16 protein-coding genes and 1 pseudogene are annotated in these 15,177 nt (G+C 58.5%); 2 read left to right on the forward strand and 15 right to left on the reverse strand.

Annotated elements, in window-relative coordinates; translation table 11 throughout:
• Positions 1–880 precede the first annotated feature (880 nt).
• From ACIPZH_RS20125 to ACIPZH_RS20160, 8 genes and pseudogenes are all read right to left on the reverse strand, one after another.
• A pseudogene (locus ACIPZH_RS20125) lies at positions 881–1,714 on the reverse strand (phage tail protein); the annotation flags it as partial.
• On the reverse strand, positions 1,707–2,315 hold the full coding sequence (locus ACIPZH_RS20130) for a phage tail protein I (RefSeq protein ID WP_400637522.1): 609 nt from the start codon (positions 2,313–2,315) through the stop codon (positions 1,707–1,709). The gene ACIPZH_RS20130 and the pseudogene ACIPZH_RS20125, both read right to left, overlap by 8 nt.
• A gap of 1 nt (position 2,316) precedes the next feature.
• A complete protein-coding gene (locus ACIPZH_RS20135; protein ID WP_241805936.1) occupies positions 2,317–3,198 on the reverse strand; it encodes a baseplate J/gp47 family protein in 882 nt (293 codons plus the stop codon).
• Positions 3,195–3,521 carry a GPW/gp25 family protein gene (locus ACIPZH_RS20140; protein ID WP_237860048.1) on the reverse strand — a complete coding sequence of 109 codons (327 nt, stop codon included), beginning with the start codon at positions 3,519–3,521 and terminating at the stop codon, positions 3,195–3,197. The genes ACIPZH_RS20135 and ACIPZH_RS20140 overlap by 4 nt, the downstream gene beginning before the upstream one ends.
• 87 nt (positions 3,522–3,608) lie before the next feature.
• Complete coding sequence (locus ACIPZH_RS20145) at positions 3,609–4,169, reverse strand: phage baseplate assembly protein V (protein WP_400637523.1); 561 nt, start codon at positions 4,167–4,169, stop codon at positions 3,609–3,611.
• Positions 4,166–4,663 (reverse strand): hypothetical protein, encoded by a 498-nt coding sequence (locus tag ACIPZH_RS20150; protein ID WP_241805934.1) that lies wholly within the window; start codon positions 4,661–4,663, stop codon positions 4,166–4,168. The genes ACIPZH_RS20145 and ACIPZH_RS20150 overlap by 4 nt, the downstream gene beginning before the upstream one ends.
• A 13-nt stretch (positions 4,664–4,676) precedes the next feature.
• Positions 4,677–5,012: a phage holin family protein gene (locus ACIPZH_RS20155; protein WP_237860057.1), complete on the reverse strand. Its 336-nt coding sequence runs from the start codon at positions 5,010–5,012 to the stop codon at positions 4,677–4,679.
• 476 nt (positions 5,013–5,488) lie between these two features.
• Positions 5,489–6,235: an XRE family transcriptional regulator gene (locus tag ACIPZH_RS20160; RefSeq protein ID WP_267818188.1), complete on the reverse strand. Its 747-nt coding sequence runs from the start codon at positions 6,233–6,235 to the stop codon at positions 5,489–5,491.
• A gap of 415 nt (positions 6,236–6,650) precedes the next feature.
• Here ACIPZH_RS20160 and ACIPZH_RS20165 point away from each other — a divergent pair, with 415 nt between their 5' ends.
• Positions 6,651–7,403 carry a hypothetical protein gene (locus ACIPZH_RS20165; RefSeq protein ID WP_400637524.1) on the forward strand — a complete coding sequence of 251 codons (753 nt, stop codon included), beginning with the start codon at positions 6,651–6,653 and terminating at the stop codon, positions 7,401–7,403.
• Between the two features lie 77 nt (positions 7,404–7,480).
• Here the strand turns inward: ACIPZH_RS20165 and ACIPZH_RS20170 are convergent, their stop codons facing one another.
• The 3 genes from ACIPZH_RS20170 to ACIPZH_RS20180 are packed head-to-tail and all read right to left on the reverse strand — an operon-like array spanning position 7,481 to position 8,704.
• Positions 7,481–7,747 carry a hypothetical protein gene (locus tag ACIPZH_RS20170; protein ID WP_400637525.1) on the reverse strand — a complete coding sequence of 89 codons (267 nt, stop codon included), beginning with the start codon at positions 7,745–7,747 and terminating at the stop codon, positions 7,481–7,483.
• The gene (locus tag ACIPZH_RS20175) at positions 7,728–8,270 is read right to left on the reverse strand and encodes a DUF2514 family protein (protein WP_400637527.1); all 543 of its coding nucleotides are present in this window, start codon (positions 8,268–8,270) and stop codon (positions 7,728–7,730) included. Before ACIPZH_RS20175 ends, ACIPZH_RS20170 begins: the two co-directional genes overlap by 20 nt.
• On the reverse strand, positions 8,267–8,704 hold the full coding sequence (locus ACIPZH_RS20180) for a structural protein P5 (RefSeq protein ID WP_400637528.1): 438 nt from the start codon (positions 8,702–8,704) through the stop codon (positions 8,267–8,269). Before ACIPZH_RS20180 ends, ACIPZH_RS20175 begins: the two co-directional genes overlap by 4 nt.
• 104 nt (positions 8,705–8,808) lie before the next feature.
• On the opposite strand from ACIPZH_RS20180, the gene ACIPZH_RS20185 reads away from it, so the two are divergent.
• On the forward strand, positions 8,809–9,066 hold the full coding sequence (locus ACIPZH_RS20185; protein WP_400637529.1) for a hypothetical protein: 258 nt from the start codon (positions 8,809–8,811) through the stop codon (positions 9,064–9,066).
• 26 nt (positions 9,067–9,092) lie between these two features.
• Here the strand turns inward: ACIPZH_RS20185 and ACIPZH_RS20190 are convergent, their stop codons facing one another.
• From ACIPZH_RS20190 to ACIPZH_RS20205, 4 genes are all read right to left on the reverse strand, one after another.
• Positions 9,093–10,241 carry a hypothetical protein gene (locus ACIPZH_RS20190; protein ID WP_400637530.1) on the reverse strand — a complete coding sequence of 383 codons (1,149 nt, stop codon included), beginning with the start codon at positions 10,239–10,241 and terminating at the stop codon, positions 9,093–9,095.
• Positions 10,242–10,326: 85 nt separating this feature from the next.
• Positions 10,327–13,059, reverse strand: a complete 2,733-nt coding sequence (locus tag ACIPZH_RS20195; RefSeq protein WP_400637531.1) for a right-handed parallel beta-helix repeat-containing protein — start codon at positions 13,057–13,059, stop codon at positions 10,327–10,329.
• Positions 13,060–13,118: 59 nt separating this feature from the next.
• A complete protein-coding gene (gene terL, locus ACIPZH_RS20200) occupies positions 13,119–14,705 on the reverse strand; it encodes a phage terminase large subunit (RefSeq protein ID WP_400637532.1) in 1,587 nt (528 codons plus the stop codon).
• A gap of 23 nt (positions 14,706–14,728) precedes the next feature.
• The gene (locus ACIPZH_RS20205) at positions 14,729–15,172 is read right to left on the reverse strand and encodes a terminase small subunit (protein WP_400637533.1); all 444 of its coding nucleotides are present in this window, start codon (positions 15,170–15,172) and stop codon (positions 14,729–14,731) included.
• Positions 15,173–15,177 lie beyond the last annotated feature (5 nt).

Below are 15,177 nucleotides of genomic sequence, written 5' to 3' on the forward strand. Positions count from 1 at the left end.
CTGTGGCTTGGGCGTTGATAGTGGCGGTATTACTTGCACGGATGTAAACCTTCGAACCAATAGGCACACTGGAAAGTAGTGGGAGCGTGATGTTGGTCGCCGCCGTATTCAAGTTGATTAGACAATTCACACGCGAAGCAGTAATTGTTTGGCCAGCCGTTGTATAGGCGTAGCCGTTTTGGTAACCGCCTATAGCTCGCTGCACGAACTCAGTGGTTGCGATTTTGGTCGTGCGATCGAATTGATCTGAAGTCGGTGCAGCTGCCACGCCCGTGAACACCGGGCTGACCACCGGCGCGGCGCCAATAGCGGCAAGTGCTGCTGCTGAAGTGGTAGCAGCCATTAGGCTCTTGATGACCGATGCAACGTTCGTATTGGTATACGGAGTAACCCAGTCATTCCATGTGCCTTGGTAGCGGCTACGAGTTTTGATCCCGCCGTTGAGGGTTCCAGCTCCGTAGGGAAATGCGACCTGGGTGATGCTGCCCCCGCCGTAGGACAGTACTAGGCAGTACCAGTAAGACACCTCCTGGCCTGGGGAGTTGGCGTTGTTACGGCCCAGTATTTTGGGATTCCATCCCGAGGCGATAACCGCATTCCAGTCGGTGACATCATCAGAATTATTGAACACCGGCCCGGCCGCTGTAATGGCTGCCTGCACGAAAGAGGTGTTAGCCAATTGCGTAGTATCGGTTCCGGTCGCGGCAGTAGGTGCTGCTGGCACGCCAGTGAACGTCGGACTAGCCAGCGGCGCCTTAAGCGCCACAGCTGTGTCAACCTGGGTCTTGGTGTACACGTCTGTAAGGCCATAACCCACCACCGTGCTCGGGCTGGTCGCTGCGGTTACCCGGCCGTAGGCATCTACCGACACACTGCGATAGGTGCCAGCGGCTACACCACTACGGCCAAATGCCATTTCATAGGCCAAGGCGGTGACGCCCAAGCTAATCGGTGCGTCGGTCAGCAGCTGCCAAGCGCTGTTGCCGTTCAACGCACCGCGCTCGACCAGCACCAGCATACCCGGTGTCACCTTGGCGCTGGTATCCGCGTCGCTGCAGCGTGCCCAGGGCCCGCCCGCCACCACAAGGTACAGACCATTATCCTTACCAACCGTCTGGTTCTTCACCAAAACCCGTGCGCCGGCGGTTAGCGCCACCCCGTCGACCGTCTGCAACCCGTTCAGCGGGATATTGGCGGTAGTTGCCGCCAGCACCGAATGCTTGAAATCCTGCCTAGCCAACTCCTCGGTCACCCACTCTCGGGTAGCCAGCACCACGGCCGGGTCAATTTTCAGCTGCACATTACTAGCACTGCTGACCACCAGGTTCATTCGCACCACCTGGGTACGTCCTGAACCTTGGCTTAGCAACGGTTTATAGGTCGGCGCGCAGTTGGCCACAGCAACCATGTCGCCATCGGCATCATAAAGCGCGATCTCACGAATCCACTTACCGCCGACGTCAGCTGGGATGACCTGCTCGGCAATGATGATCGCGTTGTTATTGTCATCCACCTTAAGCTGATTCAACGGCGCACGGCGCCATTCGTTGATGAGGCTGGTCTGAGTGGCGTTGGGAGTCGGGTCTGTGCCGTTGGCGTCACCTACGCCCATTTGAGTGATTTTCCACGCGATGCCCAAAGCATCCGCGTTTGCTTGTTTCGCCGCGCCCACGTTAGTAAGGATGGCGTAGAACTGAGAAGTCTGGTCAACCATGTGCAATGTCCAAGGTATCGATTGTATGTTCGCGGCCGCCGCGGCCGATGGTGGCCACAACCTCAATGTCACGAGGCGCCGGCGGATAGATGTCCAGTTCGTCGCCATCCTGGATGGCGCAGCCGACATGAAGCGCACCACGGCTTTCAAGACTGATGACCAGGCCGGTGAGGTGGCGGCTGACCGGCCGGGCGTCGTCGATCAGCGCCGACAACTCCTGGTAGGTGCTTTCGCTGATGCCGGCATCGGTAACGCCGATCTTCAAAGCGAAAGTGCCTGCCGGCGCCGGCGGTGTAACCTGCCACCACTCCTTCACCTCGATCAGATAGCCAAACGGCTCAACCACCCGCCTGAGCGCACCCAAGGTGCCTTTATGGGCATGGACGAAGAACGCCGAGCGGATTACCGAGCGTTTGATCACCTCGCTCCAGCTGTCTTCCCAGCGGTCCACAGACCAGGCCCAGGCCAACTGGTAGAGCAAGTGGGATGGGCAGGTGTCGGGGTTATAGAGCAGGCGCAGGCTGGCCTTGAGGTCTTCGTCGCCAGCGGTTTCGATGGCCCGCTCCAGTGGCGTGCGGTTCAACGGCAACAGGCTCTGCATGTCAACCACCCCGCTTGAGCGTAAAGCCAGTGCACCAAGCGGCTTGCGCCTTGGTAGGGCGGATGTCGGTCCAATCGGTCAGCTCGACCCGGCTCACGCCGTCGATATGCAATTGCGCGTCGATGCCGGACCGGGATACGTCCAACCCCAGGCGCCGTCGTGGGTTCACCCAGGCTTGGAGCCTGCGCTGGCACTGGGCAAGGATCGCTTCATACTCAGGGCCGCTATCGGCCATGTAGAGCACGGCATCAATGCGGTACGGCAGCACCATGGCGCTGCGCACATTGAGGCGATCGGCCACCGGACGGATATCGTCGTCATTGAGATAGGCCGCCACTTGCGCGAGCAGTTCGGCGCTGGCTGTACCGTTACCCTCCAGGCTCAGTACGGTCACATCCACCACGGCCGGCGACGGGCTTTCGGCGGTGGCGTCAGCTACCTGCCCCGAAGAGTTGCGGGCATGCAAGATGTAACTGTTGCGAGGGCCGGCGGTGGTCAGGCCTTCATAGACCAGCTGTACCCTTTCGCGCAGGGCATCGTCCGATTCGAGCAGCGCAGCAGCGGGTGGCACACTAGTCAGGTCCTCGGCCTGAATAACCAGACGCTGCAGGCCGACATTCGCTGCCAACTGGTCCAGGTCAGTGCCTTGGGCATAGGCCAGAAGCAGCGCTTTGGCCGCATCATTGACACGGGCCCGATTGAGCAGTTTCCGGTAGGCGCCAACCTCCAGCAGCTTGGTTACCGGGTCACTCTCCAGGCTGGCAGTCCAGCCCTCGCCGAGGTATTCGCGGAAGGTTTGCAGATCAGCCTGGTAAAGGCTTTCGTAATCGAGGTCCTCAAGCAGTTGAGGCGCAGGCAGTTTCGACAGGTCTACCAGGCTCATAAGCGTACCTCCAGTACTGCTTCGTCCCCCAGATAACGTCCACTCAGGACCAGGCTGACCTGCCCCTCAAGCACCGCCACAACTTTTACCCGCTCAAGCTGCAAGCGCGGCTCCCAACGGCCCAATGCACGGGCGACTTCCGCTTGCACCGCGCTTTTCCAACCATCGTTGACAGGCAGGTCGACAAAACGGCGCAACTGGCTGCCGTACTCAGGACGCATGCGACGGCTGCCCAGCGGTGTGGCAAGGATGTCTTCGATGGACTGGCGCAGGTGGGCAACGCCGGCCAGTGGCAGGCCGGTGCGGCGGTCCATGCCGATCATGGCGCACCTCCTGCTGGGCGTGCGTCCGGTAAATGGGTATGCATGGCATTCTCCAGGGATGAAAAAGCCCGCTGCGGCGGGCTTGGTTCAGTGCTTGTGATTGGCGGTGTTGCCGGCGGTATCAATGACCCGCCCACCGCTATTGATGTCCCCACTAGCGCTCAGCGGACCGTCGATGACGACGTTGCCGATAAGGCGGATCGCAGCAGCCTTGAGCGTGATGGCATCATCGCGAACCTCCACGGAGCTGGGGCCAACCTTGATACTGACGGTGCCGCTGGGTAGTTGGATGTCGTAACGCCTGGCCTGCCAGTCATAAGTCAGCGAGCCGCCATCCTCGAACTGCCAGACTTCCGTATGGTCGAGCTGAGCTGGTGGGAGGCCTGCGTTGCCGTAGAGGCCGGGGATGAAGGTGCCTTGGGCCGGCTCGCCACTAGGGCTGAGCAACACCCCCTGCTCACCGAGGGTGGGAGCCCGCCAATGACGGGCCTTGCCTGCGGCCTGTGCATGCCAGCGCAGCCAGGCGCTGGTCCACCCGCTGCCATCGGAGACCCGCAACCGGGCGGCTGCAAGATCTACGGCGACCACCCGACAGGGAATGATCATGCACGCCAGCATGCGATCATGCATTGCACTCACGTAACTCATGCCAGATCCTCGGGAGCGATGTAGCGGTCTTGGTTGCCCTGCCCCACCTCGGGTGCAAGGCCCAGCATCAGGCTCCCGGGCGGCTGGTCGGGCCAATGCCAACGCGGATCACCGAGGAGCACCGGCTGATCCCAGCGCACCGTCCATGCACTGCCCTCGAATTGCGCGTGGGCATTACGACTGGCCTCGACGAAATCCAGGGCCCAGTGCTGCTGGCGCAGCAGATCCATCAGTTGCGCGGCCAGCATGCTCCCTTGCAGGCGAGACTCGGGGTTGGTGCTATCGGCGGTGATATCCGCCTCGAAGGTAGCAATCAGCACTGAGCGGCCATCACGCGGGGCTGCATCTGCCGTCATCCGCACGATGCCGTGTCGCAATGCCGGCTGCTCGGGAGTATTTCCTACGACTGTATAAGCATCGACGTATGCCAGCTCTGGTATGAGTTCACGAATGGTTGCGGTCACCGCTGCATGTAATGTGGCTAATTCGCTCATGCATATCTCCTTGTCACTCATCGCTCGACGCGGTGTCACGTAAGCCCAGCCGCCTGATGGCCCAGCGCTCGTAAAGGCGCATGGCGACGTCGGCCCCGCCCACTGCGGTCAGGCAACCAAATGCACTGGCCGTCCAGATAGAAAAGCCGCTGGCGTACAGCAACATCACTGTCGAAACCCCGCATACCATGCAGGCCCCGGAGCGCAATACCAGCCGTCGTAGCAATGACCAGCCGGTGGCTCCCGCCTTGTCGGCCCGCCACATTTCGCCGCTGAGGCCGCCCAGCAATGCCAGGACGATAACCAGCCAGAGCGGCATCTCCAGTAACGCTTGCTGCTCGTTCGTCACTGTCCTGTCTCCTGTGTAATGCCCACCGGCTGTGGCCGGCAGGTTGGTGGTGGGTACTCTGCGCCTGGGAAACCGGCATTCCAAAAAGCCCGGTGCCCAGGCTTTTCAGTAATGCGTTGTCTAACCGACGGCCACGACTGGTGACGCCGAACGGTTACGCTTCAAATTGGTGACTCCGACCACGGCTGCCTGCCCGCCGGATAACTGTTCTTGGTGCTTTACGCTGCACACCCGGGCCAGTTGCCAACCCTCTGAACAGTTGAGGCCTGTTCATCGCTGCCTGTGTAACAACCGGTTTACGTCCGGCTTGAGACACAGGCTATGCATCAATGCATATTTCGTCAATGCATTTATTCATTAATTTTCGTGAACGCATTTGCTGAAATGCATGAAGGCCTTTTAAAACCAGGCCTGTAGGACGTTTCACCAGGCGAAAAAAAACCCGCCAAAGCGGGTTTGTCTGAAAAAACGCCTGGTCAGCGGGCGTACATGCCCCACCAGAACACATGCCCGAGCAAGCTGATCTGCTCCTCCTGCAACTGCAGGAAGCTGTAGTCTTCATCAGGGTGTTCGTCGCGATTGAAGCTGCGCAGGCGGATACCCGTGGGCAACCGATAAACCTGCTTCACACGCAATTGGCCGTTGTGGTTGATGGCGTAGAGATCGCCATCGATGATGTCACCGATCGAGCACTTGCCGGTATTGACACCGACAGTCGCCCCATCTCGCAGCACCGGTAGCATGCTGTTGCCGCGCACGGTCACGCACTTGGCCTGGTCGAATTGCACGCCGTTATGGCGCAGGCTGCGCTTGCCGAAGCGCAGGCGAGCGCGCTCGCTTTCCTCGATGACGAATCTTCCTGATCCTGCTGCCAACTCGACCTCACGGAGAAAGGGTACTGACACCTCGTCGTCCTCGACGGGCGTTTCATCATCCCACAGGCTGATGTCACTGAGGTCCGCATGGCCGTGTGCGGGCACGGCGGCTTCGCGTGAGGCGCCAAGTTCCGCGCGGCCGCGCAGCTGTTCAGTGCTGACGCCGAAATAGTCGGCAATTTTCGACACGTGCTTGTCCGATGGATCGACGATCTTCTCGCTGAGGATCCGCGACAAGGTGGACTGAGGCACGCCCGTGCGCCGATGCAGCTCTGTAGGGGACAGGCCGTGGCGGGCGAGCAGTTCTCTGAGTACGGTAGCTACATTGCGTTTTTGCATAGCGTGCATAATGCAGCGCTGCCGCCGGAAATGCAATCGATGCGGCCGGGTGCAAAGGCGCTCGCCCGCCGCCTGCATCTCGGCCGAAAAGCCTGTACCATTGCCGGTTTCACAATCGCCAACCAGATACCCGCTGTAAGGCCCTGAATGTCTGATCTTTCCGCACACACCCCGATGATGCAGCAGTAGCGTAGGAATCACAGCGCAGGCCCCGCCGTTCGCGGCCTATGCATCGAAGCTGTCTAATATGCATTGGCGAGTTTGGAAGGCTTTCGCCCAGTAAACCCAGCCTTTCTATGCCGAGTTTTAGACACGAATTTTCCACTTTCTGTGTAGCGAATTCCCACCACTGATGGTAAATTGCCGCGCCCCGAGCGGACGACTGACGGGGAATCATGGATAGCCGCTGGATAGGAACAGCTCGATGACCACTACCGTTTGCGACATGGGACGCCGTGTACTCGCCACTGACTGTCGCTGGTCTTGGCAGACCCCTGAAGCGATTCTCTACGTGGACGACGTGGGCTTCGAAAAAATGCTGTACACCGGTGAAGCTATTTACCAATTCGCCGGTAACTCTGCTGTAATCCAAGAGTGGAAGGATTTCATGTCCACCGAACCTGGGTCGTCAACCCACCGACCGACGCTTGACGGGATATCGTTAGTGGTTTATGACGTAGGAAGGCACGAAATTGTTTTGGCGCATAACTGCTTTAACATTGCCGACCCGGAGAACCAGGCGAGAGCTGTTTCGATTTTTTCGGGGACAGGGATGGTACACGCCCTCCCCGCTTGGAGCATCCACCGCTGTGCTTACAAGGCTGTTGAGCACGCGGTGGCAATGGATCCGTTTTCCGGCGGTCCTACAAAGTTTTTTGAAACGAACGATTGTACACACAATCTCATGGATGTCATACGTGTTGACGGCATCAATCGAGCTCTACCACTGAAAGGGTATGTCATGACCAAGCCGAATGTTGAAACGAAATTGGGCGAACCGGTCCCTGCATCGGAAGCTGCGGCTAACGATCCGGCCATCCGAGACGTGGTAGAAAGAATCGCCCAAGGCGAGATGGCTCCTAGCGCGCCGTTCATGTACATGCTGCACAAAGCGACCGCCGAACAGAACGAGTCGGCCGACAGAGCGCTCGACGCTTTCTTCGCAAGAAAGCGCTAACAGAAAAGGGCCGAATGGCCCTTTTTTTGTATCCCTCCGCCGGCGTTCTGCCGACCAATTCCAAATACTCCGTTTACCTAACCGCCAAGCTCGGACAGCCGGGTCTCTGCAGACTGCAAGATCACTAGGTACAACCTCTCAATGGCTTCAGCCGGGATCGCCTTTAGCACCTCAAGCGCCTCGACCAAGCTCTCTGCACGCGCCTGGGCGATCAGGCAATTCGTTGCCGTGTCACTAACCTCGATCTCAGTGACCCGCTGCCGCAGTAGGCCGTGGATCTCTGGCGGCATGGTGATGCCAGGCAATAACTCCCCAGGCTTGAAGTTACCGTAACGATTGTTCACTCCGATTCCTCTCCTTTATAGAGAGGCCATTATAGGTCGCCTCGCACGCAAGCCCAGCTATTCGACTTCGCTCAAGCGCTGCTGCGCAGCTGCCCGCCATTCGGTCAGACTCTTCAAGCAATCCCCCGAGCACCACGACGGCAGCGGTTCCTGCCTGGCGCTGCTGGGTAGCGATGGTATCGCAGGTGGCTCTGTGGCCGGCGCGCAGTCGGGCGATCTCCCCGCGCAGCCCGCCAGCAGCAGACTCAGCAGCAGTAGCGCGGCTGGTGACCTCTTCCAGTTTCTTGCGTGCATGCTCACTCTCCTCGTCTGCTACCTTCTGCCGGCGCTGCTCCTCAGCGCGTGCTTGTGCTGCAGCTCGCCGGCTGTTCTCAGCGATCACCAGGCGATAGTCGGCCAGTTCGGTACGAGCCTCGGCTGTCTCGCCCTGGGCTAGCACCACTCGATACTGCTGGCCTCCGGCAACGACAACCAGCGCGATCAGCCACCAGCACCAGGCTGGTACCGCGCCCAGCCAGGTCATGCCAGAGCCCGCCGCACGCCTTCATCGATGACAGCCGGCGTGTAGGGGTTGCCGCCGTTCTCGTGGATGATGATGCTGACCACCATCCCGCGCAGTGTGGCCGGGTCTTTGATGTTGATCGGGTCTGTGGTGCGCACGCCAATTCGCTTGGCCACAGCCGCGGCATAAGCCTTGGTGTCGTTCTCGTTGCTAGGTGCCCAGCGGTTGATGGTTTCGAGCACGGTGTCGATGCCCTTCCCGCCCACGCCGGGCATGCCGTCCTTGCCCCGGTAGTTGATCAGCAACTTGCCCAAGGCGCGGATGCCATTCTCAGGTGTGTCGAAGATGGCGAACCGCCCGCCAGGTTCCTTGCCGATCTGGCCTTGCCAGTCGTTGCGGGAGTTGAAGTCGATGTTGCCGGGGTTCCGATTACGAACGCCGCGGGGTGTGGTCATGGGTTTTCTCCAGGCGAAAAAAAAGCCCGCGCGTGGCGGGCTGACAGGATTACTTTAGGAATTGGTTCGATTATCCTTGAAGCTTTCCCTGCTAAGGATCAGTGATGAAAGCAGCAAAAATTCATGGGAATTTGGCACCGCACGCTGCCGGTGGTGACTGGGTGTCCGGATGGGGTGTGCTGTCCAGTACTCGAACCAGCTGGCATCTTCCGTCGGTGCATGAAGATAAAGCATCTGCCGAATCTGAAGCGGCTTCTCTTGGTGAGGCGTACCGGGCCGTATGGGGAGCCCACCGACCAGGTACCGAGGACTTCATTCATGAGCATGAGGTCGATTGCTCTGCAATGCCCTTGATTGCTTGAAGAGAGCGCCGCACTACGCGGCGCCTTTACATCTGATCGTCTTTAGGGTCTGTACCGACCTGATAATACACTTGACTGTCAGCCAAAATGTTAGCTCCTTCATGCATAGAGCTCATAAGAACTTCAAAATTATCTTTCACAACGCCAAAGAACTTTGCCGCGTCAAGATATTTAATTGTTGAATGCTCGTTTCTATTAACGATAATTCCGACCGCCTTGCCGGTCCCGGCCGCCAGTCCCGCACCAATCGCGTCTCCCCAATAGTACGTCGAATCATGGGACGACTCTGACATACCTGCAATTACATAGCGTGGAGCATCGTCCGCCTTTTTGAGGCAATCCAGAAGGTCAGGAGCGATATCCTCAGGCATTACTTTACGAATGCCCTTCTCGAAGTACATGCCGTGTGGGTATTTTTTTGGATGAAAAACTTGAGGGGAGAATGCGAACGTAAGAGCGCCGCCAATGTGGATCGACTGATAAAGAGAAGTATAGCCGCCGTATGATTGCCCAATAAGAATGGTCTTCCCAGACCTGGGGCCGGTCAGAAACTCAATATACGCACCCAGACGATCAACAGCTGGCAGCCTGCTATTTGCGCAGTAGTACTTCTCTACCTTGTCCCTGATAAATAGAATATTCCCCCAGAAGCTGAGCATCTTCCTGACAAGGAAGAAGTTTTCTGTTCGACCTGAAAAAACTATAAGCCAATCATCAGACTTGCGATTAACGATGACTGCCGAGGCAGGGCTATCGTTAAGACTAACCATGATGTCAAGCATTTCAGCCTTGTCTTGGCTGAGCTGATCATCATAAATAACGCACGGTGGCTCCCATTTGTGGGAGTTGAGCTCCGGCGCAGAAGCGTCGAAATTTAGGCATTTGCCCTGGAGTGAAGACGGCGAAATTACCGAGCGCTCCTCCTCTGTACCGAACCTGACGTAATGTAGCAGGGGGTTAATGCCTGCTCTGGCCACATCAGGATAACGCTCAAGGTAGTAGGACGACGAAAAGAATTCGCTCGGATCGAACTTGCCTGTCGATCCATGCTCAAGGTAGTGGTCTACTGGGTCTATACCCTCTTCGAGGCTATATTTCTCTGCATAGCCTTTCCTGTCCACAAAATACGAGATTGCTTTGTGCCGTGCCTTGTAAGCCTCTGTATTCTCGGCCATTTAGGTTGCAGTCCCTTGAAAAATTTGAATAGAACCTATCATCCTCATCTTCAAATTTCAAACGGGACCGCCTTAAGTCCGCGCATCAAGCGCCTGTAGGCGCACGAAGCTCTGCCCAGTCGGTGTTCAGCACGTGATTCGCTCCGGTGTTCAGACGCACCCAGCCCATGATCGTATAACGAGCACCAGCAGTCCCAAGGAGGGATGGCGTGGTGTTTTCCGTGACATGGCCGTAGACGTAGGTGCCGGAGTTTGGCATCGCGCCTGCCGACATGCGCGGCGTGGTGGTGATGTTCTTGAACGCAAGCGAGGATGGATCACCGTTGTAGATGACGTGCACAAAGCGAACGGCAGACGGAATATAGCGCACCCCCTTGTTTGCGGCGTTATCGTCAAGCCCTGTGCCGCTCCCTGGTGGCTGCCATTTTACCAGGTTGGAACGTCCCCACGACAGCCGAGTTGGCTGGTCGACGACCGCTGCGCAATGCTCGAACTCATTCGCTTCGGCGAAGCCATGCAGCCCAGTAGCACCACAAGCAATGGCCACGACATTGGCGATAGACGACCACGTGTTGTCAGCGTTGTGGTCGGGGTGGCGCATCAGCGGATCAAGGTTGAACTTGTTACCGCGGACCGACACATAGCGCGCGGCGAAAGCAGTGCGCCGCAGGTCCACACCGATACCCGGCCAGTCGGTGAAGATGTTGTCGTGAACCAGCTGATCCTCATGCACGCCGTTCGAGTCGTTACCGTCGATGATGATTGCCGACTTGTTGATGCCTCCGCCGGAGAACTCGTTGTCGTGGATGTTCAGCCCACGCATGGCGCCAAACACGCGGATGCCGTGCGTGTCGAAGAAAGTGCTGGTCAGGATCGGGTCGAAATAGCCTTCATCAGCCGAGCCGCCTTTGCGGTCCAGAACGTTGCCATAGCCAAGCGTCGACAGCAGCTGACCGGTTGCATCGATGGTGCGGTAGATCTTGTTGTCGTGGATGTTGACCCCGTAAGCGCCAATATTGACGGCGCCGGCTGCGTCGTTGTCGTTCAGGTAGTTGTACGGGAACACCGACGAGTTGACGCCTGGGCGTGTTGACAAGGCGCCGTTGGTGCGATTGCGGAAGGTGATGCTCATCACGCAATCGGAAAGGGTGGTGCGGTAGTTGTTGAAGGTGTCGACGAAATGGTTGTCGTGGATGTTGACCGCGAAAACCGCCGTGTTGCCTTCAAGGTCGTAGTTGTTGGAGATGACCAGCGGCAGGCGGATGGAGCGACGCCAGACGTTATCCGCAACAGTGATCACCTTGGCGCCGAGGATCTTGACACCCTGGCAGAACTCGAAGGTGTTGCCGGTGACCACGGCACCGGAACCGACAGGCGCTGTCGACGCATCCAGCATGTGCAAGGCAATTGCATCGTCGGCAACGCGCTCGAAGTCGTTATCTGTGATCCTGATGTCCTGCGAGTGCGTCATGCGCACGCCATCGCGCATCACATCGCGCAATGTGCAGTGGGTTACCACGCCGCCGCGCACGTAGTGCAGGTTGATCGCCATGAAGCGCAGCGAGTCGAGCGTGACGTTTTCGATCCGCACGTTGCGCACGTTGGTGCCGACAATGGCGTTCTTCTGGTTGGTTTCGGTCGGGTAGGTCTTCACCGTGCCGACGATGCGAAAATCCTTCAGGGTCACGCCAATCGTCAGGCTGAGGTCGATGACGTCCTGGCGCACTGGGTTGTCCGGGCGGTCGTCGTGGAAGATGCCAGTGCCTTCGCCTAGCCCGAAGATGGTAACGTTGTTACCCGGCTTGATAGATACCGAGGTATCGGCCTTGCGGTACATTTCGCAGAGCATGACCGCGCCTCCGCCAGCCGCTGCCGCAATATCGCAGCACTTCTGGATGGCTTGGTAATTGTCGTCGGTAGTTGTGCCGCCGATGGCGCCTGCCCAGCGCACATCGATCGGCCCGAAGAACTGGCGAATCCAGCGCCGACCCATGGCATCAACCAGGATGGTGGCGCCGTTGTCTGCGGCCGAACTGGACGGATCAACGCGAAACTCACCCGCCAGGTTGCGCGACAGCACGCGGCCTGCCGTGGCGATTCCCGAATAGGCGCGGATCGCGGAGTAGTCGGCGAATGGTTTGGCGAAGGCCAAAATATCGGCGACAGTTCCATCGTCAAAACCAACTAGTCCAGCTCCGCCGGCTCCCGATTGCTCTTCGAGTGATTCCTTGTACGCATCGAGCGCTACGGTACTGTCGTTTGCCTCCCAGCCACTCGATTTATAGATGTATTCGGCCTGGTCATCGGTGTTGAACCAGACGTCACCGATCTCAAGAGGGAGCCCATTATCGCGCACTACCGGAGGAGTGCCTGAAGGAGCGAGGTAGCGAGCGGTTCTCGCGGTTGCCACGTCTGCCGCATCTTCCGCCGCTTGCGCGGCCTCATTGGAAGCATCAAGCGCCTGCTGGATTGCCTCGGAGGACATGGCGCTCTTGCCGGTGTTCACCGCAGATCCAGCGTTGTTCTTCCAGACGGTGTAAATCTCGTTGGCGTCATCCGATTGAACCAGGAAAATCTCTTGGTCGACGGTTCCGGCCAGGCCGGCGGCCACGTTCGGGAAGATGGTTGTGGAGATGCTGATCTTTTCGGCGGCATCGGACTGAATGCCCAGAATCACCTGCTTGAGGTTCTGAATATCGCCCGACTCTGTAGGGATGGCGGGTTCACCGGCAGGGTCGTTGGCGAAACGGTAAACGATGTTGCTGCCGACTTCCGCGCGCACAGTCGCGATTTCAAGGCGCTGAGTTTGATCAGCCATGTCATTTCCTTTGGGCGAGTTTTGAGAGCGCGCTAGGCGCGGTCAGCGAATCAAGGGGATTACGAGATCCAGCCGCTGGAGAAGAAGCTGCCGGTGTTGTTGATTAGCATGTCAGCGACGGCGTCGAAGATGGTGTCGACCTGGTCGTCAAAGTCGTGGCTGTCGTCAGCCGTGAAGGCAGAGGCCTCGGTGAGGAATGGAGTTACCCATTCGGTCGGGCCGATGATCTCGCCCCGATGGTCCTTAACATGCTTTATTGGATTGCCTTGATCGTCGAATATGGCGGGCACAAAAACCCGTCCAGATTTGAGCCAGGGCACAGCATCCATGCAGCGAACCACCTTGTTGGAGTTCGGTCCACGCGACTGGGGCTCTATCTGGATAGAGCCTTTTTTGCTGATCGTCTGGATCAGGCCGGTGCCGCTCGACTTGTCCTCAACCTTCATATAGCGCAGCGTGGCGGGTCTGAACTGGTCCCATGGTTTCCAGCGCTGCCAAACCCTCAAGGCTTCGGCCTCAAGGTCGCCAGCATCCCACTTGCCGCGGACGATCTCTATAACGTAGAGGTTTCCGTCGATTCCCAGGCCGCAGTGGGAGAACACCGAGAAGTCGTGCTGCTCGTCTGTTTTCTGAGCCGTGTCCACATAAACGCCGCGCCAGACTAGGAATGGAAGCTGCTCGTAGGTCTTGAACCAGTCAGCGTCGATCATGCCGCCTGTGAGCGCCACGGGCTCCTGCTGGTACTGGCTGACCATGGTGTAGGCGTCTTTGTCCCACAGGGCCATCAGGTCGTAGACCGATTCTTTTGCCGGCCAGTAGGACCAGTATTCGACGCCGCCGCGCACTACCGAAGGACCGCTAAAAACGTCGCGTTCGGCGTGCTCACGGATCTCCGGGGGCAGGCTGGCGATGTACTCGCGGGTCACCAAGGCCGGAACCTTGATGTGCGCGAAATCCAGGCCCATGCCACCCTTGAGCAAAAATCCTGAAACGTCGTCCGTGTGCAGGCGCTGCTGCGTGCAGATTACAGGCGTATCTGGCGAGGCGCGCCGGCTGCGCAGCGTGTTGGTGACGATGCGCTGGGCCTTGGCCCGCATGGTCGCCGAAAATGCGCTGTCGGCCTTCTCCGGGTCGTCCAGGTTGATGAACCCGGTGAAGTCCTTGGAAATGTAGCCGCCCCGGCAGCCGGTGATCTGGCCACCGGTGGAGCGGCTAAACAGCTGGTGCCGGGTACGGCCCTTGCCGTCGATCAACGACCAGTTCTCGACGTCGGCCTTACCCATCGAAACAGGCCAAAGCTCCTGGTATTCAGGGCTAGAGACAATCGACCGAATCCGCCCGGAGTTCTCCACCACCAGGGAGTTCGAGTAGGACACGTTCAGCGTGCGCGTACGGTCGCGCACTGTCATGGCATAGGCTGGGAGGTGGATCGACCAGTATTCGGTCTTGGTGCCACCTGGTGGCATGTTGAACACGACGTTCTTCAGTTCGCCCCTGAGCACACGCAGCGCTGTGTGGTCCATGTACCGGTGGTGCCAGTTGCAGAGCATCTTCATGCCCTGGTTCAGCTGGAACCACACCCTCATGAACGAAAGCGGCGAGTGTTCACTGATGCTTTTGGCGGCCTGCTTCTCCTCGATGCTCATGGTTTCCCAATCGAGGAGTGCACTCATAGGCGAGACAGAACAGATTCAAGGGCTTCCTGGTCAACCTTGACAGTGGATTTCGTCTCGATGGGCGCACCACCCTTGCCGGTCAACTCGACTATCTGCTTGTCGAGACCCAGAAGCTTGGCCTTTCCCATCGAGGCAGTGACCATGGCAGAAGCCTTGCCGGTTTCCTTACCGAGCAGGCGGGCCTCTTCCAGCTCAGCCAGGAGCGTGTCCACGGTGATTTCGTGACGTTCCATGACCTTGATCCTTAATTCTTCGATGCGTGCCTGAACGAGAGGGTTTTGTAGGAGGTTGTAACCCTCCCGCTGGGCTGTTTTGTCGGCCATTTTGGAAGTGTCGTAGGACCGCCGGTAGGCCTCGGAGGCGTTCCCGGTCTCGACATAGGCGAGGCAGAAAAGCTCCATCTTGTCGGTGAAGCGCCTCTTCGCCTTACGTTCCATATCTC

Source organism: Pseudomonas sp. NPDC089758 (assembly GCF_044748705.1).
Classification (GTDB): Bacteria; Pseudomonadota; Gammaproteobacteria; order Pseudomonadales; family Pseudomonadaceae; genus Aquipseudomonas; species Aquipseudomonas putida_X.